This is a genomic window from Bradyrhizobium sp. McL0615, assembly GCF_049993905.1.
Taxonomy (GTDB): Bacteria; Pseudomonadota; Alphaproteobacteria; order Rhizobiales; family Xanthobacteraceae; genus Bradyrhizobium.
Window position 1 is genome coordinate 1,716,842 of the sequence record NZ_CP188254.1, and the last position, 21,768, is coordinate 1,738,609.

The following is a 21,768-nucleotide window of genomic DNA, read 5'->3' on the forward strand; positions in this document are numbered from 1 at the left end:
CCTTCTTGGTAATGGTCCGATTTTCAGCGGGGAAAATTCGTTGACCGTTCTCGACGAGCCGAACGAGGAGCTCCGGTTGGCGAGGGTGTACGATCGCCTCCGGCTGAAGCTCTTGGATCTGTCCAAAAAAAACCGAATGCTGAATTACAGCCTCGGCGCGAGATCCAAGCGGCATCTGCAGATCGTCGACGAGGTGATGGAAGAGGTTTACAGGAAGCTCGCCGGCGAAGATGCTTCTTTGAGGATCGACCCTCTTGAAGAGCCTGAAGATACGCCCCCGGAAGAGAAGACCGAAGAGTTCATCGCGGCGCTCGAGCATGCGAAGGTCTCCAACTTGGAATACCTGACCAAGCTTCAGGCTCTGGAAAGCAGCGGACGCGACGATGAGCTGTCCTTGGCAAAACTCGAGCGCGAGCTTCGGGATTACATCCGCAGCGAATTCGAATTGCCACCTAGGCCCAAGAAGGCCGAAATCAACCGTGCGGAGCACGCTCGCCGCGCGAACATCGACCCGAATCCGGAACTCGGACGCGTCAAGGCGAAGCCATCGCATAGCGACGCCGCCCTCCAAACCCTGAAATTCCCGGACGAGCTCGAGCGCGTGCTGGAGAAGATCGTCGCCGATGCCCGATTGTCGGAACAGGAAATGGGACTTTCGACCCTCTTCCTCTCGTTCGGCTTTCTGGAATGGTATGAATCCGACAACTCCGACAAGAGGGCGTTTGCGCCCCTCCTCCTGTTGCCCGTCGCGATCGACGTAAAGAAGGCGTACGGGCGCAATTCATTCCATTTGTCGGCAATCGAATCGTCTGCCGAATCGAATCTCAGTTTGCAGAAGCTGCTGGAAACGGAGTTTCATCGGAAATTGCCGTCTTTCGAGGGCGGCGATGACGAAGGATCAGGCTCCATCGAAGCATATTTCGACCTGGTCGAGGAGGTCATCAAGGATCTCGGACGATGGCAGATACGCCGATGGCTTGTCTTGGGTCATTTCGCCTTCGGTCGGTTCGCGATATACGCCGACCTCAATCCTGCGAATTGGCAAGTCGACCCCGCGGCGCATCCGCTTGTCGGATCGATCCTGCAGGGCGCAGAGAAGAGCTTCGAGGGCGAAGGCGCGCTCATCCCGAGCGATCCGGCCGATTATCTGATCGACGATCCGCAGATCGAGGCGGCGGCGCCGTTCCTGATCCACGATGCCGACGCTTCGCAGCACAGCGCGGTCATCGACGCGATGAAGGGCCGCAACCTGGTCATCCAGGGACCGCCAGGTACGGGCAAATCTCAGACGATCGCCAACATCGTGGCCAACGGTTTGGCCGCGGACAAGACCATTCTCTTCGTCGCCGAGAAGCAAGCCGCACTGGACGTCGTCAAAAGACGGTTGGAGCGCGCGGGGCTCGGCGAGTTTTGTCTCGAGCTCCACTCGGACAAGGCATCTCCGAGAGTCGTGCTCGAAAGTCTTCAGAAGCGGCTCAAGACCGCACCGGTCGGAGCGCCGGCGCCGCAGAGCCCGTCTTGGCACGCGAACCGGAAGGAGATCGCAAAGTACCTCGAAGCGCTTCATAGCCCCGGGCCCGGCGGACAGACGCCCTTCGATCTGATCTGGAGAGCGCTGCGCGGCACCGCTGCCGCGCCTGAAATCGTCGACGCCTTCAGAGCCGTAAGGATACCCGAGGAGTTGCTGGATAGCCCTGGCATGCTCGCCGACGCGGAAGCCAGCCTTTCGCTGTTCGCGGGAGCCAGCGAAGCGTTCGTCCGATCGTTCGGACACCCGGCCGAGTCGCCTTGGCGCGACATCGGAGGCGATTCCCTTCAAAGCACGCAAATCGCGGCGCTCATCGAGACCCTCGGCTCGCTCTCCGCCACTTCGCGCGAGCTCTGCGCGCGGATCGCCGAAAACAAGGATTTCGACGTCGCCTCTCTGCAAGATCTGCGAGCCATCGTCGAGGCGAGCGCAAGCCTCGCCGGACTGACCGTGCCGAAGTCCGTCGGGCTTGTCGCCGATCTGGATCACGCTCAGCTATCTTCCGCGCTCACGGCGGCCAAAGAGCTGCGCTTTGCAAGCGAATCCATCGCGGCCCGGCCGCCAATACCGGTGCAAGATCCGGAGTTCCTGAAGAAATTGACGGTCCTCGGATCGATATCCTTGCCCGGGATATTCTTCGAAAATGCGCCGGCAGAGCTGACCCGAGTAGCCCGGGAGACGATCGAAGCCGATGCCAAGTTCAAGGATGCGTTATCCGGAATCTATCCCGTCCTCGATCTGTTCCATCTCGACGGCAGCTGGCCGGCGAACGAGACGGATGCGATCGCCAAGGCCGTCATCGTGTCCACGAAAATTCCGTTCGAATACCGCTTGGGTCTGCATCTGAACCAGCAGATCGACATCCAGGCCTTCGCGACCGTACGCGACAGTTGGGTCCGTCTCATGGCCGACGAACGCGGCTGGAGAACCAGGTTTTCCGCGTTCGGCTCGAACGCATGGCCGCGCCCATCGGACCTCAGGGCGTCCGCAGCGATCTTCCAGAAATCGACCTTCGGAAAAGCGTTCGCAACGATCAGCGGGGCGGCGAAGCCGGCGCGCGAACTCGTCGCGCGTCTCGGATTGGCCGACGCGCCGGCGCCGGCCGACGAACTTCTCGGATTGGCCGCGCACGTCGAGTCGATCTACGACTTCGACAACGACGAAACCGCAGCGAACCTGTTGGGAGCAAGCTGGGAAGGATTCGACACCAAGTTCGACCAGATCGCGTTCGGGATCAAAGCCCGGCAGCTTTTCGTGGAGCAGATCGGTCAGGAACTGACGCGGCGGTTGATCGAAATCAGTCCGGAAGGCGTCCGACGGCTCCATCTCTTCGAGGAGGCCGCCAATACCGTTCGGAAGGCGATCGCAAAGGTCGGGAGCCGGCTCGACGATCGGTCCATCGACTTGACCCTCGACATGCTGGCCGACGAGATTGCGACTATGCAGAGGGTGGTGGACGCCGATCCTGACGGGGCGCTCGACAAGATCGAGCTGCCGGTGCGGGAGCTCGGAGAGATCGCCGCACTGCACAAGGAACGCGACCGCATCCAAAAACTTCTGGATGCCTCGCCCTTGAAGTACGCTGCCGAGGAATTGTCCCGCGGCCCCGGCGGCATCGACGATGCGATGGCGTCGATCGATTGGCTTGCGGAACTGCGACGCCTGCCGATGCCGGTATTTCTGTCGAACAAGCTGAGTTCGTCGGACGCGCCGGACGCCTGGAAGCGCACGCTCGCCATTGCGGCGAAAGCGCAAGCTGATCTGCGGGCGCACGACGATCTGCAAGATCGGCTCGGAGCCGAGTTCGGCATCGAAACTCTTTCCCTGCTCGATCCCGGCAAGCTTTCGGAGGCGACCGCCGCGCTTCTCCAGCATCGGGACGAATTGCGCGAGCTGCTCGGGCTGTATAGGGAGCGCCGGGGACTCGAATCCTTGGGGCTGAAGGAATTCCTCGCCTGCGCGGACCAACACAGGATCGACCCCGGACAACTGACCCAACTGCTGGGCGCCGTTCTCGCCCACCGCGGCGCGGAGCTTGCCAAGAAGACCTCGGTAGCCCTTCACGAGAATACCGGCGCCTCTTTGGAGAACCGTCGGAAGCAGTTCGCAGACAAGGACCGCGTGAAAATCCGCGACGATCGGACCAGAATCAAGGCAAGACTCCTCCTGCGGCAGCCCATGGCCGGTGCGAGTTTCGGCAAGAAGAAGACCTGGACGGAAATGGCCCTGCTCAGGAACGAGCTCGAGAAGCAGAAGCGGTTCGTCCCGGTACGTACGCTTCTGGCGCAGGCGGGACGGTCGATCCAAGCCCTACAACCGTGCTTCATGATGTCGCCGCTGTCGCTCGCGAAGTTCCTCAAGGCCGGATCGCTGTCGTTCGACATCCTGGTGATCGACGAGGCTTCGCAGATGCGCCCGGAAGATGCGCTCGGTGCCATGCTCCGCTCGAAGCAGATCGTCGTTGTAGGCGATCCGAAGCAGCTTCCTCCCACCGATTTCTTCTCGAGAGCGGGCGACGCCGGCCCGGAGGAGGAGGACGAGTTCGACGATCTCGACGACGAATCCATCCTCGAAAGCTGCCAGAAGACGTTCGGGCACCGGCGGCCCCTCAGATGGCACTACCGTAGCCGCTGCGAGAGCCTGATAAGGTTTTCCAACGAGCAGTTCTATCGTCGAGAACTTGTGACCTTCCCGGCCTCCAAGCCCGAATCTTTTTCGATCGATCTGATCCGGGTCGACGGCGCCTTTCAGGCCCGATGCAACCCCGCCGAAGCGAGCCGCATAGTCGAAGAGGCCATATCGTTCATGCGGCACTATGCAGGCTTCGACGAAGACAAGGTCCCTTCCTTGGGCATCGTCGCCGTCAATCTGCAGCAGCGCGAAGTGATCCGAGAGGAGTTCAACCGCCTGCGCGCCGACGACCCACTGGTCGACCTCTACCTAGACAAGGTCTTGAACAGGGGGGAGGAGTTCTTCGTCAAGAATCTGGAAAACGTGCAGGGAGACGAGCGGGACTTCATCTTCATCTCGATGACGTACGGGCGTGAGCCGGGCGGCTCCGCGGTGAAGCAGCGGTTCGGCCCCATCAACCGCAAACAGGGCCATCGGCGATTAAACGTCCTCTTCTCGCGTGCGCGGATGCGGATCGGATTGTTCGCCTCCTTCGGATCGAGCGATGTTGTTCCTTCGGCCGACAGTTCGGAAGGCGTCCACACCCTCAGGAGGTACCTCGAGTACGCGGAAACGCGCGGCCGCGTCTCGACGATGCCTGGGGGCGACGCCGAATCCGACAGCGACTTCGAGGTGGAGGTCGCGGAGAGGTTGCGCGCAAAGGGCTACGTCGTCGACTATCAGGTCGGCGTTTCGGGTTACAGAATCGATCTGGGCGTGCGGCATCCGGACCATCCGGAGCGCTACCTGGCGGGTATCGAATGCGATGGCGCGACATATCATTCGAGCAAAAGCGCGCGCGATAGGGATCGATTGCGGGAGGAGATTCTCACCGACAAGGGCTGGGATATCGTGAGGATTTGGTCGACCGATTGGTTCGACAATCCTAGCCTTCAGACGGCACGACTCGTCGAAAGGCTCGAGGCGCTTCGAAGCAAGCCGGCCGCCGACGTCGACGAGTTCGCATTCCGCTTCGAAACTCAACAGGCCAGCCAGGTCGACGGGCCGGAACCCCCCCCATCATCGTCGGACACGACAGATGAGCGGTCCGCCCCGGACGGCGACGCCGAGCCTGCCGTGGGGACGTTCGACGAGCCATCGCCTCTCGTCGGCGCCGCATCCTTCTCGGAGAAGGACTGCTTCGAAGCTCTCAATCACTTCCGCAGCCACGTGATAGCGACGGACATCACCGACTGGGACCCAAACCGGTCCATCCTTCGGGACGGCATGATCGAGACGTTCGTCCGCCAAAGGTTCGCCGATCCGGACGAGTGGTTCGAGAAGGTGCCTGGCTATCTTCGGCAGGGCACGAACCCCGTCGAAAAGAACCGCTATCTTGAGCGCATCTGCGGGATCGTGAGCAGACTCGATCAAAGCCCCGCGGAAGGACACCCGAATTCCACACGAAGCGCCGGCCACGGCGCGACGCTCCCGTCGATCGGATCGTCCGGCTTCGGTGTCGGATCCGAAAAGCCGAGCGGAAATAGCAATGGGGAATATTCCGCTACGAGTTTCTCGGAATTGGGATTGAGACCGGAAGCTTCGAGGTTCTACGATCACGACTACGACGCCGTGCTGCAAAGAATGGTAGTGCACATTCTGGAGCAAGAATCTCCGATATACCAAGACCTGCTCATCGAGCGGATAGCGCGCGCTCACGGTTTTCAGCGCTCGGGCGATCGAATACAAAGGGCCGTCGCCAAGGTCATCGGGAAGCAGTATCGCCGGACGAAAGACGACGGCAGGACGGTAATCTGGGGCGATGGACCGGCTTCCAGGATCGTCACCTATCGCAATTGCGAACCGGACGTCCGATCGCATGGCGACGTACCCGTCGCCGAACTAGCCAGCCTCGCCGTGCCGTTCATCCGGGTGCGACTTTCGGACGACGACATACTTTACCGGATGGCGGACCACTTCAAGCTGGGACGACTTCGCGAGCCAACGCGCGTGCGCTTCCAGATGGCCGTCGATCTCGCTCGAGAGGTCGCGCGCACCGCGGTGCCTTAGCTTTGGCCGAATCGACGGCAACCGGTTTCAGGCGGGGGGGATACCAAGGTCTCGATATCCCGTTCTTTCGTGGAGGGGATCTGACGATTTCCCCGCGCGGTAAACTTCGGTTATTCTAAAAGAATTCGAGTGGCTACGATGACTGCCTACCGTTTCGTCCATGCGGCCGACATCCACCTCGATTCGCCTTTGCGCTCGCTCGCCCTGCGCGATCCTGCGCTGGCCGAGTTCATCGGCAACGCCAGTCGGCTCGTCTTCACGCGCATCATCGATCTGTGCCTCGAAGAAAAGGTACAGGCGCTCCTGCTCGCCGGAGACCTCTACGACGGCGATCAGACATCGATGAAGACCGCGCGCTTTCTCGCCGAGCAACTTCGCCGCCTCGATGCTGCGGGCATCGAGGTCTTCGTCATCCGGGGCAACCACGATGCCCTCTCGAGGATCTCGAAGGAGCTCATTCTTCCGGAAAACGTGCGCCTGTTCGGCGGGCGCGCCGAAGCGATCGAAATCGGGCGAGAGCGCGGAGAAAGAACGATCGTGATGCACGGCCTTAGCTTCGCGAAACCGCAAGCACCCGAAGGCCTTCTCACCAAGTACCGTCCTCCGGTCGACGGTGCCATCAACATCGGACTGATGCACACCAGTCTGGGCGGATCGCCGCCTCACGATGTCTACGCCCCGTGCGGTACGAACGACCTTCTCAACTCCGGCTTCCGCTATTGGGCGCTCGGGCACATCCATAAGCGCTCGGCGACGGAAGGATCCTGCGCCATCGTGATGCCCGGGATGCCGCAGGGGCGGGATATCGGCGAAAGCGGACCCAAATCCGTGACATTGGCGAGCGTGCTCGACGATGGGTCGATCGTTCTCGACGAACGGATCGTCAGCCTGGCGCAATTCGAGCGCATCAGCATCGACCCTTCCGGAGCAGCATCGTGGTCCGATCTGGTCGCCAGGCTCGAGACGACGCTTCGCGACGCCGCGGCCCGATCCGACTCCGACCATCTCGTCGCTCGGCTCGCAATCGCGGGAACGACGCATATGGCTTGGAACATTCGTCGCGATGCCGACCTCTTGCGGACCGAGGCCGACGCCCGTGCGGAGTCGATAGGCAACGTATGGATCGAGAAGCTGGAGATCGAATGCCGGCGGCCTGTCTCCAGCGCGGCGGAAACTGCGGACCCGGTCGACGACCTTCGCAGGATGATGAACGACGAGGTCGTCGGATCCGAAGGATTTCGGGCCGAAGCCAAAGACGTCGTCGACAGTCTGCTCGCGCAGTTGCCGCCGGAATGCCGGCGCAACATCGTCCCGGATGAGGCCGGCCTCGACCTGCTCGTCGAACGGTTGGCCGGAGAGGGGACGGAAGAGGTTCTGGCGCGGCTCGCGGCCGGCGACCCGGAAGGAGCGCGCTGATGCGCATCCGCAAGCTCGGCCTTCGCCGATACGGCAAGTTTACGGACGCGTTCATCGATTTCGGAGAACGAGCTGTCGGTAAGCCCGATATGCACATCGTTTATGGGCCCAACGAGGCAGGCAAATCCACAGCGATGTCGGGGTGCACGGATCTTATCTACGGCATCCCGCCGCAGAGCAAGTTCAATTTCCTTCACCCTTACGCGGCCATGCGCATCGAAGCTGAGATCGAAATCTCAGGAAGTATCCGCAATTTCTCCCGAATAAAGCGTCCACACAACAGCCTGCTGGACGAAGCCGGCAATGCCGTTCCCGACGCCCTGCTTCTCGGCGAGCTCGGAGGCCTCGATCGCAACGCGTTTCAAACGATGTTTTGTCTCGATGACGAGACTCTCGAGGCCGGCGGAGAAAGTATCCTGGCCAGCAAAGGCGATCTCGGCCATCTGCTGTTCTCCGCTACCGCCGGGCTCGCCGATCTGAGCGATCGACTCGACTCCGCGCAGGAGGAGGCGGAAGCCTTCTTCCGGCCGGGCAGACGATCGGGCATTCTTGCCGAGCTCAAGAAGACTGTGGCGGCTCTCAAGGAAGAACGAGAGCGGACAGACACCCTGGCAACCGAATACGCTCGCCTGGTCGTCGAGCGCGACGAGGCAGCCGCGGCCTATGCCGAGGCTCTCTCTCAACGGAGCCGAACGCGGGTACGAATCGACGAAGTACGGCGCCTCATCAACGCGCTGCCGCGACTGCAGACCTTTCGGGTCCTCAGCGCGGAGCTTCTTCCTCTCGCGCCGCTGCCCGAGGCGCCCCCGTCGTGGAATCAAGAATTGCCCGCTTTGACGGTCCGGCAGGTGAAACTGGCGGCGCAGACGCAATCGGTCGCGGAAACTATCGCAGATCTGCGGGACGAGCTCGAAGGGCTCGTCGTGAACGCTTCGGCGTGCGGTCTGAAAGGCCGCGTCGAATTACTGACGGATTTGCGGGCGCGGTATATCACGGCTGAGAAGGATCTGCCGGATCGCCGGCTCAGCTTGGGGCTTGCCGAGCAAACGATCGCGCGTGTTCTGACCCTCATAGATCACAGCTCCGAGCAGAATCCCGCACGGCTCGTCCTGTCCGTCGGCGTGACAGGATGGCTTCGCAATCTGATGGAGGAACGATCGGGCGTCGAATCAGCCTTGGCCTCGGCCGAAGCGGAGCTCACGAAGGCGGACGAGGCCCTTTCGGAAGCCGAGGCCACGGTAGATGAACACGGTGCAGGGCTGGACGAGGCGACCACGGCCGTATTGACCGCAAGCATCGCAAGCGCCCGCCGGTCAGACGACGTGGCTCGGCTGCGTGCGGCCGATCGGGTGTGTGCAGAGCGTGCCGACGAACTCGAAGATCGCCTGATTGAATTGCTTCCTTGGACCGGAGGCAGGAACGAACTCCTTTCCGTCCCAGTGCCGACGCCGGAGCGGCTTCAGGAATGGATATCGACCGAGGCGAATCTTTCGCGCGAAATCGCCATTCGGCAAGGCGAGTTCGACCGCTTAGACGCCGAGGCAAAACGCCTCGAAGCGAAGATCGAGGTTCTCGGCTCCGCCGCAGGTGTCATCAGCGACCAAGAAGCGGTAGAGGCCAGGTCCGAGCGCGAAGCCGCGTGGGCAGCCCACAAGTCGGCGCTCGACGCAACGACGGCCGCCGAATTCGAGTCGTCGATGCGGAAGCTTGATCTGATTGCGGAGCAGCGGTCTGGGCAGGCCGCCGCAATCGCGGATCTGAACCGCGCGCTTCTGGATACGGCCGAGGTCGGCGCGTCTCTGGAGCTGGCCCGACGACAATTGGAAGAGAGCCTAGGGGGTCGTGCGACGGTGAACGAGGAGGTCGAAAATTCTCTACGCGCCATCGGAACTGGGCTTGACGGAACCATCGGTCTCGCCGGTCTGAATCTCTGGATGCAGAAGCGCCAGCGGGCGATCGAGGCACAGGGAAAACTGACGGCCGCCGAGCGAGAATGGCGGCGGGCGCAGGCCGACGCGGCCGTTTCGCGCGACCGGATAGCGGAGACTATCCGTGCGGCTGGGGTCGATATTTCGCGGAGCGACGACATCGCCACGATGCTGGCGGCAGGCCAGGCAGCCCTGGACCGGGCCGTGGAGGCTAAAAGCCTGCGCGCGATCGTCGAGGGACGACGGCGAGACCTGAAGGCTCGCGAAAGAAGGCTCGACGAAGCCAGGCTGGCAGAGCGATCATGGAGCGCGGCATGGCGAGAGGCTTGCGCGGCGTGTTGGCTCGGCGAACGCGGGAGCGAACCCACGACGGCCGTCGTGCGAGAAACATTGAAAGCGCTCACCGAGTTGGGGTCGGCGCTGGAGAAGAAAGCCGAGTTGACCGATCGCATTTCGAAGATGGAGCGCGATCAATCCAGATTCCGGGCAGAGGTCGAAGCTCTTGCGGCTCTGATCGGACTGCTCCCGACCCCTTCGGACGCTCTCGCGCGCTGCGAGGCCGTCGTTGACTGCGTCGCGTCCGCGACGAAGGCGCTCGATCGTCGGCTGGAGATCGAATCGCGGCTCGCGGCCGAGCAGGACAAGGCCCGATCGACCGCAGACGAAATGGCGGAGGTGCAGAGCCGGGCGAGCATCATGATGAACCACTTCGGAACTACTTCCTTGGCGGAAGTCGACGTCCATCTGCGGTCGCTCGCTCGCAGGTCGGATATCGAGGCACGTCTGAGCCAGGCGCGCGAAGAGATACTCGGAGGAATGAAGGTCGAAACGATCGAGCAGGCAGAGGACGCGCTCAACGCGATCGAACGAGGCGCGCTAGAGGCCGAACTGATCGAACTGAAAGCGCGGCTCGAGGACGAGGACAGTCGAAGCCACGACCGGTTCGCGGCACGCAACAAAGCGGAGGATAGGATCGCCGCCGTCGGTGGCGACGCCGCCGTCGCGGCCTTGGAGTCGAAGCGTCGCACGGTTTTGATCACGATTGAAGACAGGGCGCTCGAATATCTCAAGCTGAAACTCGGAATCGCGGCAGCCGAGAGGGCGTTGAGGGTCTATCGCGACCGTCATCGAAGCTCGATGATGGCAAGGGCGTCGGAGGCATTCGCGCTCATCAGTCGGGGCGCCTACTCCGAACTTTTCACCCACCCTTCGAACGGTAGAGAACTCCTGATCGCGAAGGGATCCGACGGCAGTTCGAAAGTGGCTTCCGAGCTATCGAAAGGAACTCGATTCCAGCTATACTTGGCGTTGCGAGTGGCCGGCTATCATGAGTTCGCCCAGGCCCGCGCGCCGGCGCCCTTCCTTGCCGACGACATCATGGAGACATTCGACGATTTCCGCGCGGAAGAGGCGTTTCGCTTGCTTGCCGCGATGGCTGGCAAAGGCCAGATAGTCTACTTCACCCATCACCGTCACCTCTGCGAGATCGCCAAAGCCGTCGAGCCCTCGATAAAGATCCACATCTTGAAAGCGGAGCCGGCCCGAGGATGGGCCGTCTCGATCTTGAGGGAAGCCGGTGCGATCCGCGAATGCGAGGAGCACGGCTGGATGCAGGACTGCGCCGACCCGCACGCCCGCGAGCGAGCTCTGGAGATCGCACGTCGGAATCCCTTGGTTGGGCTTTCCGATCGAGCAGCCGCCGCCGTGATAGGAGAGGTGCTCGACGACTTCGGCGACAGGTGTCCCGAGTGCCCGTCGGAGTAGGCGGGCCGCGAGGGTAACTCCCGTGACCACATCGGCAGGATCAAGTCGGCTACCGCGCTACGGGTCACGACGGTGTCGCTGGTGATGGCCGACATCGGGACGGAAAGAAGTAAGGGGCTCGGAACCCGGACGAGGCCGGACCGCCGGACGGCGAAAAGATCCTGTCGTCATGGACCCCGCCACCATCCGCCGGATCAAGGCGGCTGCCGCGCTGCGCGACAAGACGGCGTCGATGGTGCTGGAAGAGGCCGCAAAGGAGTGGCTGGAGCGGAACCCGGTACAGGAAGAAGTAGGCCCTCAAGGATCTGCGCGGAGCGCGGGCTCAGCCTAGCGAACCTGCTGATGCCGTGCGGCGTGCCGACAAAAGCCGCCGACGACGGCCCCTTGATGCGGTACCGCAAGGCGGTCAAGGACATCGCGTGGGAAGCGGTCGACACCGTGCTCGAGCACGGCGCGGGCCATCCACGCGAGGAGTTCGAAGCCGAACGGCTCGAACTCGCCAGACGCTTCCAAGTCAAATACGGATCGGGCAACGGATCCGATGCCAACGCGGCCGCCTACTTCATCGGCGTGTTCGACACGGTCGCCGCCCTCGGCGCCAGCGGAACGCGGCGCCTGATCATCGAGGCGGGGCTGACGGCCGGCGTGGCCGCGGCCGCCTTCATCGCCTCCCTCGTTCCCGCCGCGGTCATCGGCACGATCACCGCCATCGTCTCGGATGCCGGATTGCTGTGGGGGTTCATCGTGCCTGCCTGGGCCGTCACGCACATCGCGATGATGGTCGCCGTAGTCTGGTTCCTGAAGCGGAGCAGGACCTCCAACCGCAAGACGATCCACGACTTCCCGAATAAGGGCGATCCGCCGCGCTCGCACGAGGCCGTGTGGAGCGGAAAATACTTCGACCGGCTTCTGAGCAAGCATGTCCGCTTCGCGCGGTCCGCTAACGCGATCGACGAAACCCGCAAGGACTTCGACGGCGTGGGCTGGGGCGGGACCGAGCCCGCCGTCCATGCCCCGACGCCTGGCGTGCCCCGCCTCGTCCAAATGTGGTTCGCCGGCAATCACTCCGACATCGGCGGATCCTATCCGGAGCCGGAATCCCGCCTTTCGGACGCCGCGCTCAAATGGATGTGCGAACAGGCGTTAAGCGTACCCGACGGCCTCAGGACCGGACCGATATTCGCCGACGGCGTGAAGATGCCGCACTCCGGCGACGCCGGCGCCGCGCTCAACATCTACCCGGCCGCCGACGACGTGCAGCACTGCGAGGTCGCCGGCATGCGCGACACGCTGGATGCCCTGGCGGCCAAGCTGCCGAAATGGGGCTGGCTCCGGCGCTACATCGCCGCCCAGAACTGGGAGACGAATATCCGCGAGGTGAAGCACGACGCGCCACTCCATCCGACGGTCGTCGCACGTACCGGCCTTGCTCGAGTGACGCAATGTGCGACCGTCGGTCCGTACCGACCGGTGACCCTCCATGACCACGACGTGTTCAAGCCACATCCTCAGGATCCCGGCGCCGAGTTGAAGCCGGAAATCCATGGCTCACCGCCGCTGCAGTCCGGTCTGACGACGCCGGCGCCTGGAACGAGCGGGAGCTAGTGGCCTTTCCGTTCGTTCGTCCGGCCTCGCGGAAAATCTCTCCCGTTGGGAACGTGCGGCTCTGCAGCGGATTCCTTCTTGGCTAGGAGCAATCATGACGAACAAGATAAGGGCAGCGACCCGTACGCATCGAGGTTGGGCGATATCCGTACTGCAGGAAGTCCACGCCATCCATGAATGCGAAGATCATGGATGGGCCCGGGACCGGGCCGACCCGCACGCCCGCGATCATGCCGTAGACATCGCTCGGCAGCATCCGCCCGTGGGCCTCTCTCCGGATGCCGCGGTGGCTGAGGTCCAGGAGGTTCTGAATTCCATCGGGGACACATGCCCCGAGTGCCCGCCGCAATGACGGCGGGCACCAAGGTTACTTCTTGCGCGCCAGCTTCTTTTCGACCTTGCCGCGGATGTTGCCGACCTTCTTGACCGCCTTCTTCACGGCCGGCGCCGTGCGGCCCGTCTTCTTGGCCTCATAGTCGACTTCGTACTTCTGGCCGCCGGCGACCCTAGCCCTGTCCTGGGCCCGCCCGCGTGCCGTCTTTTTTGCCGCTTTCTTCGCTGCCATCGTCGTCTCCTTCATGCCGGTGTTGTCGTACCCAAGCAACGCAACAAGGATTCGCAGGTTCCGGAACGAATCCGGCCGTACCAGTTTGAGTCGGCTGTCGTGTTGCGTGGAGTTCGTTGGTGGCGTTTCAGCGCAGGAAAACCGAGGCGATCGGCGTCAAGGCGCCGCTGCCCGGATTTGTCCAGCCCGCCCTCGCTACCTCGATCGGGAAGGTGCCGTCGGGGGACCGCTGGATCCACGAAATCAAGTTCGACGGCTACCGCGTCCAGGTCCACTTGGCCAACGAGGCGGTGCAGATCTTCACGAGGCGAGGCCACGACTGGACGCATCGGTTCAAGAAAGTCGCCCATGACGCCTGGCACATCAAGGCACCATCGGCTGTCATAGACGGCGAGGTCGTGGTGCCGGCTGCCGACGGCACGACAGACTTCTCGGTGCTGCAGAACGAGCTAAAGGGTCAGTCGACCAAGATCGCTCTTGTCGCGTTCGACCTCCTGTACCTGAACGGCCGCGACCTCCGGAAGTTGCCGCTGCACCAGCGCAAGGCCGAACTGAAGAAGATCGTCGCCGGCGCCGACATCCAATTCAGCGAAAGCTTCGAAGTCGACGGCCCGGAAATGCTCGCGCACGCCTGCAAGGCGGGCCTCGAAGGCGTCGTTTCGAAGGTTCGCGACAGCACCTATCCCTCCGGCCGCAGCAACGACTGGGTTAAGAAGACCTGCGCGCAGCGCGAGACCCTGACCATCGCCGGCTTCGCGCTCGACGGCAGCAAGTGGGACGGGCTCTTCGTCGGCCGGCGCAAGGGCGGCGATCTCGTCTACGCGGGCAAGGTCGACCACGGCTTCGACAAGGTCTCGGCCGCCGACCTGCGGAAGCGCCTGGAGCCGTTAATTCGGAAGACCCAGGCCTTCAAAAAGCGGGTCGCACACAAGGGCATCTGGGTCGAACCGAAGCTGCTGGCCGAAATCGAGTACCGTGCGAAGTCGGCGGAGGGAAAGGTCCGGCACCCGTTCTTCCGCGGCCTGCGCGAGGATCTCTAGGTCCCTGTCCCGATCGATCCTAGCCTCGCGCCTTCTTCAGCGCGGCCGTCAACCGCTCCCTTTCCTTTTCCCAGCGGGCGTCCTCGGCCTGCGATCGCTTCTCAAGCGCCTCTGTCTCTGCCTGCATGGCCGCCGCCCTGTTGGAGTGCTCCGCTTCCGCCCGGTCCAGTGCGGCCTGCGCCTTGTCGATGGCCTGCTGGCGGTGCTCTCGCTCCTTCTGCCGAGCGGCCTCTTCCTTCGCCTGTTCGCGCTCGCGGTTCTTCCGTTCCCGTTCGTAGGCGAGGGCGGCCTTGCGCTCCGCCACCTCGTCGACGGGACGGGCGGCATCCTTCTTCGGTTTCCGGCCTTCCGGCTTGCGTGGAGCCTTCTCCGGTTTTCCGCCGACGCCCAGCTTGGCGGGCAGTTCGGCGTGCTCGCGGAAGGGACCGGTGGATCCGACGGGGCGCTTGAGAACGACGCCGGGCTTCGCCATCGTGGCCGCGACGACGTCCGGATCGTCGCTCTCCCTCGCCGCACCCTGGTGGAATAGATTGCTATCGGCGCCCCACGCTTCCAGCGCCGCCTTCATGGACGGAGCGGCGATCGCCTGGTCGAAGAAGCCCAGCGACGTCTGGTAGGTCTTCAGCTTTCTCGCCATGGGTCTATTTTGCGAGGAGCGAGTCTCCGAAGCAAGCAAGGAGGGCGGCCGGCCCCGGATACACCTGGACGCATCCGGCCTGCCGCAGCGAGTCCTCCGTGAAGCCGCCGCACAGCACGCCGATGGTTGCGATCTTCGCCTTGCCCGCCCCTTCGGCGTCGAAGGGCGTGTCGCCGATTGCGACCGCATCGGGGCCTTCGAGGCCAAGCTTCTTCAGGACCGCTTCAAAGATGTCGGAAGCGGGTTTGGATTCCTCGACGTCGTCCGAACATGTCGTCACGTCGATCAGGCCGGCGATGCCCGCGATGTCGAGATACTTCTCGAGCTCATCCTTCTTGGCGGATGAGGCGACGGCGATGCGGAGTCCGCCATGCCGCACGCGCCGAAGCAGGTCCGGGACCGCGGAGAAGGGGCGCACCAGCGGCAGGTACTCTGTCTTGAAGCGCTTGCCGCGCCATTCCTCCATTTCCTTGCCGTGGTCCCGCTGCGCGTCTTCGGACAGGAAGTACGGAATCAGCTTGTCGCCGCCCTTGCCGATCTGACCTCTCACCTGCTCGAAACCGGCGTCGTGACCGAACTTCACCATCGCTTCGTGCCAGGCGAGGGCATGGAGATCGACGGAGTCCAGGAGCGTTCCGTCGACGTCGAAGATTGCGGCTTTGTGCAATTCAGGAATCCTCCGGGGCATCAGCGCCCGATCTTCGCGTACCAGTCGGAGTAGATCGTGTTCTTCGCCATGTGCCGGTTGAGATCCGGCGAGCCGTCGTCCCACCAAACCGGGCCCCTCTCGCCGAGCGCCCGTTTCGCCTCGTCCACGGCCTTGTGCGCAGCGGCTTCCGCCTCAAAGTCGGCGCTCCGTTTGGCGTCGCGGACCGCGCGACGGGCCCTCATCAGTCGGCCGACGAGATCGGCTCGCTCCTCTTCGTCGAGATTAGGATTAGCCATCCGCCACAGCCTGCCGCGGACGACGAAGTAGCGACCGTCGTGCGTCACCGGATGCTGCACGGTCCGTCAGGCCGACTTCCGCTGCGACCGGGCCGCCGGCTTCTTCGCCGCGGCCTCCCTGGCCGGCTTCTTGTTGCCGGCGATCGGCATCAGCATCTCCTTTTGGCCGGGCGTCGCTTTCTTCGCCTTCTTGGCCGGCTTTTTCGAAGGTTCGGACGTGGCTGCGCCACCACCGATGCTCTTGCGCAGCGCGTCCATCAGATCCACGACGTTCTCGCCCCGCGGACGCTCCTTCGCGACGATGGGTTTGCCGGCGCGCTTCTGGTTGATCAGATCGATCAGGGCGGTTTCGTACTGGTCCTCGAACTTGCCCGGCTCGAAGTGCCCCGCCTTCTGATTTACGATGTGCCTGGCGAGTTCGAGCATGTCCTTCGTGACTTTCACGTCCTGAATGTCGTCGAAATACTCGGCCGCATCGCGGACTTCGTATGGATACCGCAACAGCGTTCCCATCAGGCCCCTGTCCATCGGCTCCAGCGCGATGATGTGTTCGCGGTTGGTGAGCACCACCCGTCCGATCGCGATCTTGTTCATCTCCCGGATCGTCTCCCGGATGACGGCGAAGGCGTCGTGGCCGACCTTGCCGTCCGGACGCAGGTAGTACGGACGGATCAGGTACCTCGGGTCGATCTCGCTGCGGTCGACAAATTCGTCGATCTCGATGGGCCGTGTTGATTCCAGCGCTACGTTCTCGAGTTCTTCCTTTGTCACTTCGATGAAGGTGTCGGTGTCGACCTTGTAGCCCTTGACGATGTCCTCGTTGGCGACCTCCTCGCCGGTGTCGGCGTCGACCTTGGCGTATTTGATGCGATGGCCGGTCTTTCGGTTGAGCTGATTGAATGAAACCTTCTCGGATTCCGACGTGGCCGGATAGAGCGCTACGGGACAGTTGACGAGCGAAAGGCGCAGAAAGCCTTTCCAGTTAGCGCGGGGGGCCATGGTACGCGGTACTCCGAAGCGAGGGCGGTTCGGACTCAAGACGAACAGGGGGCCTTGGTTCCGACATCCAACGGCCGTCCCAAGGATCATTTTTTGCGCCTTCGACGATCGGTGGACTCGACTCGTTTGTTCTTGTTATGTTCTATGCGTGGAATGACCGATCGACCCGCGAGCTGGCGCATGCCGACCCCGAAACAGATGGAAAAACTGGCCGCCGCCGCTGTCGTCGGCAGGCAGCCTCCCAGGACGCGGGCCTGCGGTCCGGGGGACGAGATGCCGCACGAATACTGGCAGGCCATCCTGGCGGACCCGCACGTCGCCGACGGCAGGCCGGCCGGCTCCTCCGGAGGCGCGCTGCGGCTGACGGAAATTCCCCAGCATTTACTGAGGGTGGGCTGCCGCCGCTGCGGCCGTACCGTCGAAATCCAGAAGGCCGACGCCGTCCGCCTCTACGGTCCGGACGCGGTCTGGAAGAACGTCGGCCAGCGCCTCCTGGACAACACGTGCAACCAGCGCACCGGTCGCCACGAAGAGGACGGCTGCTGGCCCTCGTTCGAGTAGCGCCCGGGCGGTGCCGGTTCGTTGTCTGAATCCTGGATGTCCGGATGGCGCCGAAACACCACCCCACGCCCCTCTCCGGCGGCGACCGCAAGGCCCTCGCAAAGGAGCTCGGTAAGGCGCGGGCGATGACCAACATCCTCGCAGCGCAGTCGGCCGAGATGCGGACCAAAGCCGAGACCATGCTGCAGCAGGCCGACCGGCTGCTCTGCGAAAGCTGGAACGAACGCATGTGGGCGGACGGCGAGCCGATCGATCCGTCACCGACCATCGACCAGGCCGTGAACGGAGGTTTCTCCTGGCTGGAGATCCGGTGCTCCCGCTGCAAGACGCCGAGCGACGTGGACTTGGCTGCCATGAAACATCCACCCACTACCTTCGTACACGACCTCGCAAGCCGTCTGCGCTGCCGAAAATGCGCCAAGGCGGGCCGACGCCCCGCAGCGACCCTGCTACAATTGGCCTGGCAGCCGCGCCATTCTAGAACGGAAGTCTGATGACTCTACCGTCGTGGTTCGAAGAGTGCAGAATGAACTTTCAAGGAAGCAATCAATGAGCCGCCCGCAAACGTTGAAGGAAGTCGCCACCGTTGCGATGTCCGGACTGAAAACGTTCGGAAACGCTATCGATGAATTCATCGACGAGTTTTATCTCGATCATCCGAACAAGAGAATGCAGCAGCGACGGATCGACGAGGCCCCCGCCACGACGGGGGACTCGCTGCAGGACGCTTGGCTCGGCGCGGTCGGAGAACATCTCGCTCGCCGCTGGGCGCTCAATGTTCCAGCGTGGACGCGTCGTCCGGAACACTACGCTGTGCGCCGGCCAATATTCATTCCGGATTCGCGCGCGCTCCGTCCAGTCCTCCTAGCGGAAAGCCCAGCGGCATTTCGGTCCCGAATGCTCTTCACCTTCGCCGAGCCGTTGCAGCGCGCACGGTTTCCACGCGACCCGGGCAGTGAGAAGATGCCACCACACTCCAGAACCGGCTCCTGATCATGTGCAATCTCTATTCGATCACCACCAATCAGGCGGCCATCAGTGCGCTGTTCCGGGTCGTCAATCGGTACGTCGGCAACCTAGCGCCGATGCCCGGCGTCTTCCCGGACTATGCGGCGCCGATCGTGCGCGCCGGCGCCGACGGCCGCGAGCTCGCCACCGCGCGGTGGGGTATGCCATCGTCATCAAAGGCCTTGATGGATGCCACCAAGAAGCGAGCTGAAAAGCTGCAGGCCAAGGGCAAGACCGTCGATTTCAAGGAATTGCTCCGGCTGGAACCGGACGGTGGCACCACCAACATCCGCAACGTGAAGAGCAAGCACTGGACCAGGTGGCTCGGCGTCGAAAACCGTTGCGTGGTGCCGATGAACTCCTTCAGCGAGTTCAACAAGGCCGAGGGCGGCGACATCTGGTTCGCGCTCGACGAGGCGAGGCCCCTCGTTTGCTTCGCCGGCATCTGGACCAACTGGACGTCCGTGCGGAAGGTCAAGGAAGGCGAAACCAACAACGACATCTTCGCGTTCCTGACGACGGAGCCGAACGCCGAGGTCGGCGCGATCCACCCGAAGGCGATGCCGGTAATCCTGACGACGCCCGACGAGGTCGAGACCTGGATGACGGCGCCTCCGGACGAGGCCCTCAAGCTGCAGCGGCCGCTTCCGGACGGCGCGCTGCGGATCGTCACCCGCGGCGTCAAGGAAGACGCGGCCGGGTCCTCCGTATGACAGAAGGATGAATCGGGTCGTTCGCCGCGGTGGAAAAAGTTCAATTATCGACTCGCAGTGCGGCCGGGTCCCAAGCTATTATCCCGCACGTAAGCTCGGCAGCACATCATGTCGAAGACCCATTCCATCCAAACAGGTCCCTCCGGCCTGATCATCGAACTTCCCGAATCGCGCTCTGTTCGGACCGGATGAGTTTGACCCGCGTCATGCCGGGGCCGCCGGGATTCGATCTCCGAAACTTCGAATGCTCGAATTGCGATCACTTCGTCACCGAGACGGTCGAATTGCCTCGACGCGCCAAGTGACGGCGACGTCCACCGTAGTCACGCTTTTGCTCCCTACGCAGGGGGCAATCGAACGCATCGACGTCCGAAAGTTCATCTGAGCGGCATTTCGAACGTGAAACGCGTCTCCTCGGCCGTCGAGGTGACCGTAAGTTTACCCTCATGAGCTTTCGCGATCTGCGCTGCGATATGAAGCCCCAATCCCAGGCCCTGCCGGCTGGCGCGGACCGCCCCACGAAAGAAGGGCTCGAACAGCTTCTCGATCGCGGCCGGCGGTATCGGCTCGCCTCCGTTCGAGACGGATAGCCTGAACAAGCCGTCTTCCGTCGCCGCGCGTACGCGTATCGGCTTGTTCGAGGCTCCGTGCGTGAGAGCGTTCCCCGCAAGGTTGGAAACGAGCTGGCCGATCCGGCTTCGGTCGCAATTCACGGGCACGTCGATGGCGTAGTCCTCGACGATTTCCCGCCCGGAGGACGACAGGCGCAATTCATCAATGACCTGATGGAGAACCGGCTCCAACGGCGCCCTCGCATTTCGATCAAGCGTGATACCGCCGCCCAGCCGGCCGCGGGCGAAGTCGAGCACGTTGTCGATCAGGCCGGCCATCCTGACGACGGTGCTCTGAAGCATCGCGACGATCTGATGGTCACGTTCGGTCTTCGCGTCCCGTCCCAGGATGCGGGCGCCGGCGCTGATCGATGCAAGAGGATTACGAAGGTCGTGCCCGAGCACCGCGATGAACTGCTCCCGCAATTCCGAAGTCTCCCGCTCGTCCGCCAGCCTGACGGTCGCGTCGTCGCGCGCCTGCAGCAACTGGCTTTCGTAGCGTCGCCGGTCGGTCGCCTTGATCAACGCCAGCCGCACGAACAGCGGTTTTCCGGCGTCGTCCCGCCCCTCCGTGGCGTTGGCGATCATCTGGATCGGCTTGCCGTCGGCGCCGACGAAGTCGATAGCGAATTCGTTGAACGAGCCCTGCATCCGGAGCAGCGGCGCGACGTGGGTTTCGTAGAAGACCCGGCCCGCGATGTTGAAAAAATCGCTGAGCCGCTTGCCGACCATCTGGTCTGCTGCGTGTCCGGTCCAGCCGAGCATCGTCCTGTTCACCAGATCGATGCGTCCGTTCGCTCCCAGCACGACGTAGCCGCAAGGAGCGGTCTCGAACATGTCCTCGAAATCGTGGGTCTGGATAGTCGCCACCCGACGCGTCAGACGAAGGTGCGCATGGCCAAGATCACCTCATCCGGCGCGCTGAGGTTCGGGCAGTGCCCCGTGGCTTCAAGTTGAACCAGTCGGCTTCCCGGAATGGCTTCGCGGACGAATTCTCCGGCGGCCAGCGGCGCTATGACGTCCTCGCTGCATTGGAGGATCAGGGTCGGCACGTCGATCTTCGGCAGGTCATTGCGGTTGTCGGACGTGAAAGTGACGCGGGCGAACGCCTTGGCGATCTCGGGATCGGTCCGGCAGAAACTGTTGGTCAGTTCTTCGCCAAGCTCGGGCCGGTCGGCGTTGCCCATGATCGCCGGCGCCATCTGCGCGGACCAGCCCATGTGGTTGGCTTCCAGAAACTGCAGGAGCTCCTCGATCTGGCTTGCGCCGAATCCGCCGACGTAGTCGCCATCATCGATGTACCTGGCGGATGGGCCGACCATCACAAGCTTGCCGAACATACCCGGCGCCTTCAACGTCGCGAGCGCGCCGATCATGGCGCTGACCGAGTGTCCGACAAAGACCGCGTCCTTCAGACCGAGTTCGTGCCCGATCTCGACGACGTCGTCGGCGTAACCGCCGAGCGCCGAGTATTTCGCCTTGTCGTAGGATCCGAGATCGGACCCGCCGGCGCCGACCTGGTCGAAAAGGACGGTACGGAAATCCTTCGCGAAAGCAGGTTCCACGAATCGCCACATGTTCTGATCGCAGCCGAAGCCGTGGGCGAATATCATCGTCCGATCACCCGACCCGCGAACGCGGACGTTGTTCCGCTCCATCACGCTCATGATACGCGTCCTAAATTTCGCCACATCGGACCCTAGCATCCTTGCTCTTCCGGCCGCCAGTCAACATCGGGCTTACCCGATCTCCTCTCTAGAGCTGGGCT

At 63.0% G+C, this 21,768-nt stretch carries 18 protein-coding genes; 11 read left to right on the forward strand and 7 right to left on the reverse strand.

All coding sequences use genetic code 11. The annotated features are described in order from the left end of the window. Positions 1-40: 40 nt before the first annotated feature. From ACPPVP_RS08180 to ACPPVP_RS08205, 6 genes are all read left to right on the forward strand, one after another. Positions 41-6,208: a DUF3320 domain-containing protein gene (locus ACPPVP_RS08180; RefSeq protein ID WP_426532973.1), complete on the forward strand. Its 6,168-nt coding sequence runs from the start codon at positions 41-43 to the stop codon at positions 6,206-6,208. A gap of 138 nt (positions 6,209-6,346) precedes the next feature. Continuing rightward, positions 6,347-7,624: a metallophosphoesterase family protein gene (locus ACPPVP_RS08185; protein WP_426532975.1), complete on the forward strand. Its 1,278-nt coding sequence runs from the start codon at positions 6,347-6,349 to the stop codon at positions 7,622-7,624. Further along, a complete protein-coding gene (locus ACPPVP_RS08190; protein WP_426532977.1) occupies positions 7,624-11,316 on the forward strand; it encodes an AAA family ATPase in 3,693 nt (1,230 codons plus the stop codon). Before ACPPVP_RS08185 ends, ACPPVP_RS08190 begins: the two co-directional genes overlap by 1 nt. 169 nt (positions 11,317-11,485) lie before the next feature. Continuing rightward, positions 11,486-11,647, forward strand: a complete 162-nt coding sequence (locus ACPPVP_RS08195) for a hypothetical protein (protein ID WP_426532979.1) — start codon at positions 11,486-11,488, stop codon at positions 11,645-11,647. 11 nt (positions 11,648-11,658) lie between these two features. Then, positions 11,659-12,921 carry a phospholipase effector Tle1 domain-containing protein gene (locus ACPPVP_RS08200; RefSeq protein ID WP_426532981.1) on the forward strand — a complete coding sequence of 421 codons (1,263 nt, stop codon included), beginning with the start codon at positions 11,659-11,661 and terminating at the stop codon, positions 12,919-12,921. Between the two features lie 94 nt (positions 12,922-13,015). Beyond that, a complete protein-coding gene (locus ACPPVP_RS08205) occupies positions 13,016-13,273 on the forward strand; it encodes a hypothetical protein (protein ID WP_426532983.1) in 258 nt (85 codons plus the stop codon). Between the two features lie 15 nt (positions 13,274-13,288). Here the strand turns inward: ACPPVP_RS08205 and ACPPVP_RS08210 are convergent, their stop codons facing one another. Further along, complete coding sequence (locus tag ACPPVP_RS08210) at positions 13,289-13,486, reverse strand: DUF3606 domain-containing protein (RefSeq protein WP_426532985.1); 198 nt, start codon at positions 13,484-13,486, stop codon at positions 13,289-13,291. A gap of 119 nt (positions 13,487-13,605) precedes the next feature. Between ACPPVP_RS08210 and ligD the strand changes: the two genes are divergently transcribed. Then, positions 13,606-14,526, forward strand: coding sequence for a non-homologous end-joining DNA ligase (gene ligD, locus ACPPVP_RS08215; protein WP_426532987.1), 921 nt, complete (start codon positions 13,606-13,608; stop codon positions 14,524-14,526). Between the two features lie 19 nt (positions 14,527-14,545). Here ligD and ACPPVP_RS08220 read toward each other — a convergent pair whose 3' ends face one another. Genes ACPPVP_RS08220 through ACPPVP_RS08235 form a run of 4 tightly spaced genes read right to left on the reverse strand, consistent with a single transcriptional unit; the run spans position 14,546 to position 17,107 of the window. Continuing rightward, positions 14,546-15,163 carry a cell envelope biogenesis protein TolA gene (locus ACPPVP_RS08220; RefSeq protein WP_426532989.1) on the reverse strand — a complete coding sequence of 206 codons (618 nt, stop codon included), beginning with the start codon at positions 15,161-15,163 and terminating at the stop codon, positions 14,546-14,548. 4 nt (positions 15,164-15,167) lie between these two features. Next, the gene (locus ACPPVP_RS08225) at positions 15,168-15,851 is read right to left on the reverse strand and encodes an HAD family hydrolase (RefSeq protein ID WP_426532991.1); all 684 of its coding nucleotides are present in this window, start codon (positions 15,849-15,851) and stop codon (positions 15,168-15,170) included. Continuing rightward, positions 15,851-16,168, reverse strand: coding sequence for a hypothetical protein (locus tag ACPPVP_RS08230; RefSeq protein WP_426532993.1), 318 nt, complete (start codon positions 16,166-16,168; stop codon positions 15,851-15,853). The genes ACPPVP_RS08225 and ACPPVP_RS08230 overlap by 1 nt, the downstream gene beginning before the upstream one ends. Before the next feature lie 6 nt (positions 16,169-16,174). Further along, positions 16,175-17,107: a Ku protein gene (locus ACPPVP_RS08235; RefSeq protein ID WP_426532995.1), complete on the reverse strand. Its 933-nt coding sequence runs from the start codon at positions 17,105-17,107 to the stop codon at positions 16,175-16,177. A 153-nt stretch (positions 17,108-17,260) separates the two neighbouring features. Between ACPPVP_RS08235 and ACPPVP_RS08240 the strand changes: the two genes are divergently transcribed. The 4 genes from ACPPVP_RS08240 to ACPPVP_RS08255 are packed head-to-tail and all read left to right on the forward strand — an operon-like array spanning position 17,261 to position 19,389. Further along, positions 17,261-17,668, forward strand: coding sequence for a hypothetical protein (locus tag ACPPVP_RS08240; RefSeq protein WP_426532997.1), 408 nt, complete (start codon positions 17,261-17,263; stop codon positions 17,666-17,668). Between the two features lie 44 nt (positions 17,669-17,712). Then, positions 17,713-18,162, forward strand: a complete 450-nt coding sequence (locus ACPPVP_RS08245; RefSeq protein WP_426532999.1) for a hypothetical protein — start codon at positions 17,713-17,715, stop codon at positions 18,160-18,162. 25 nt (positions 18,163-18,187) lie between these two features. Next, complete coding sequence (locus tag ACPPVP_RS08250) at positions 18,188-18,661, forward strand: hypothetical protein (RefSeq protein WP_426533001.1); 474 nt, start codon at positions 18,188-18,190, stop codon at positions 18,659-18,661. Between the two features lie 2 nt (positions 18,662-18,663). Beyond that, positions 18,664-19,389: an SOS response-associated peptidase gene (locus ACPPVP_RS08255; protein ID WP_426533003.1), complete on the forward strand. Its 726-nt coding sequence runs from the start codon at positions 18,664-18,666 to the stop codon at positions 19,387-19,389. A 377-nt stretch (positions 19,390-19,766) separates the two neighbouring features. On the opposite strand, the gene ACPPVP_RS08260 is transcribed toward ACPPVP_RS08255, so the two are convergent. Then, entirely contained in the window at positions 19,767-20,837 is a 1,071-nt protein-coding gene (locus ACPPVP_RS08260; protein ID WP_426537736.1) for an ATP-binding protein, read from the reverse strand. Between the two features lie 41 nt (positions 20,838-20,878). Further along, positions 20,879-21,667 (reverse strand): alpha/beta fold hydrolase, encoded by a 789-nt coding sequence (locus ACPPVP_RS08265; protein WP_426533005.1) that lies wholly within the window; start codon positions 21,665-21,667, stop codon positions 20,879-20,881. Positions 21,668-21,768: the final 101 nt, after the last annotated feature.

Coding starts and splice junctions, on each gene's coding strand:
- ACPPVP_RS08185 (WP_426532975.1), top strand. CDS start 6,347: ATGACTGCCTACCGTTTCGTCCATGCGGCCGACATCCACCTCGATTCG.
- ACPPVP_RS08190 (WP_426532977.1), top strand. CDS start 7,624: ATGCGCATCCGCAAGCTCGGCCTTCGCCGATACGGCAAGTTTACGGAC.
- ACPPVP_RS08195 (WP_426532979.1), top strand. CDS start 11,486: ATGGACCCCGCCACCATCCGCCGGATCAAGGCGGCTGCCGCGCTGCGC.
- ACPPVP_RS08200 (WP_426532981.1), top strand. CDS start 11,659: ATGCCGTGCGGCGTGCCGACAAAAGCCGCCGACGACGGCCCCTTGATG.
- ACPPVP_RS08205 (WP_426532983.1), top strand. CDS start 13,016: ATGACGAACAAGATAAGGGCAGCGACCCGTACGCATCGAGGTTGGGCG.
- ACPPVP_RS08210 (WP_426532985.1), bottom strand. CDS start 13,486: ATGGCAGCGAAGAAAGCGGCAAAAAAGACGGCACGCGGGCGGGCCCAG.
- ACPPVP_RS08220 (WP_426532989.1), bottom strand. CDS start 15,163: ATGGCGAGAAAGCTGAAGACCTACCAGACGTCGCTGGGCTTCTTCGAC.
- ACPPVP_RS08225 (WP_426532991.1), bottom strand. CDS start 15,851: ATGCCCCGGAGGATTCCTGAATTGCACAAAGCCGCAATCTTCGACGTC.
- ACPPVP_RS08235 (WP_426532995.1), bottom strand. CDS start 17,107: ATGGCCCCCCGCGCTAACTGGAAAGGCTTTCTGCGCCTTTCGCTCGTC.
- ACPPVP_RS08240 (WP_426532997.1), top strand. CDS start 17,261: ATGACCGATCGACCCGCGAGCTGGCGCATGCCGACCCCGAAACAGATG.
- ACPPVP_RS08245 (WP_426532999.1), top strand. CDS start 17,713: ATGGCGCCGAAACACCACCCCACGCCCCTCTCCGGCGGCGACCGCAAG.
- ACPPVP_RS08255 (WP_426533003.1), top strand. CDS start 18,664: ATGTGCAATCTCTATTCGATCACCACCAATCAGGCGGCCATCAGTGCG.
- ACPPVP_RS08260 (WP_426537736.1), bottom strand. CDS start 20,837: ATGTTCGAGACCGCTCCTTGCGGCTACGTCGTGCTGGGAGCGAACGGA.
- ACPPVP_RS08265 (WP_426533005.1), bottom strand. CDS start 21,667: ATGAGCGTGATGGAGCGGAACAACGTCCGCGTTCGCGGGTCGGGTGAT.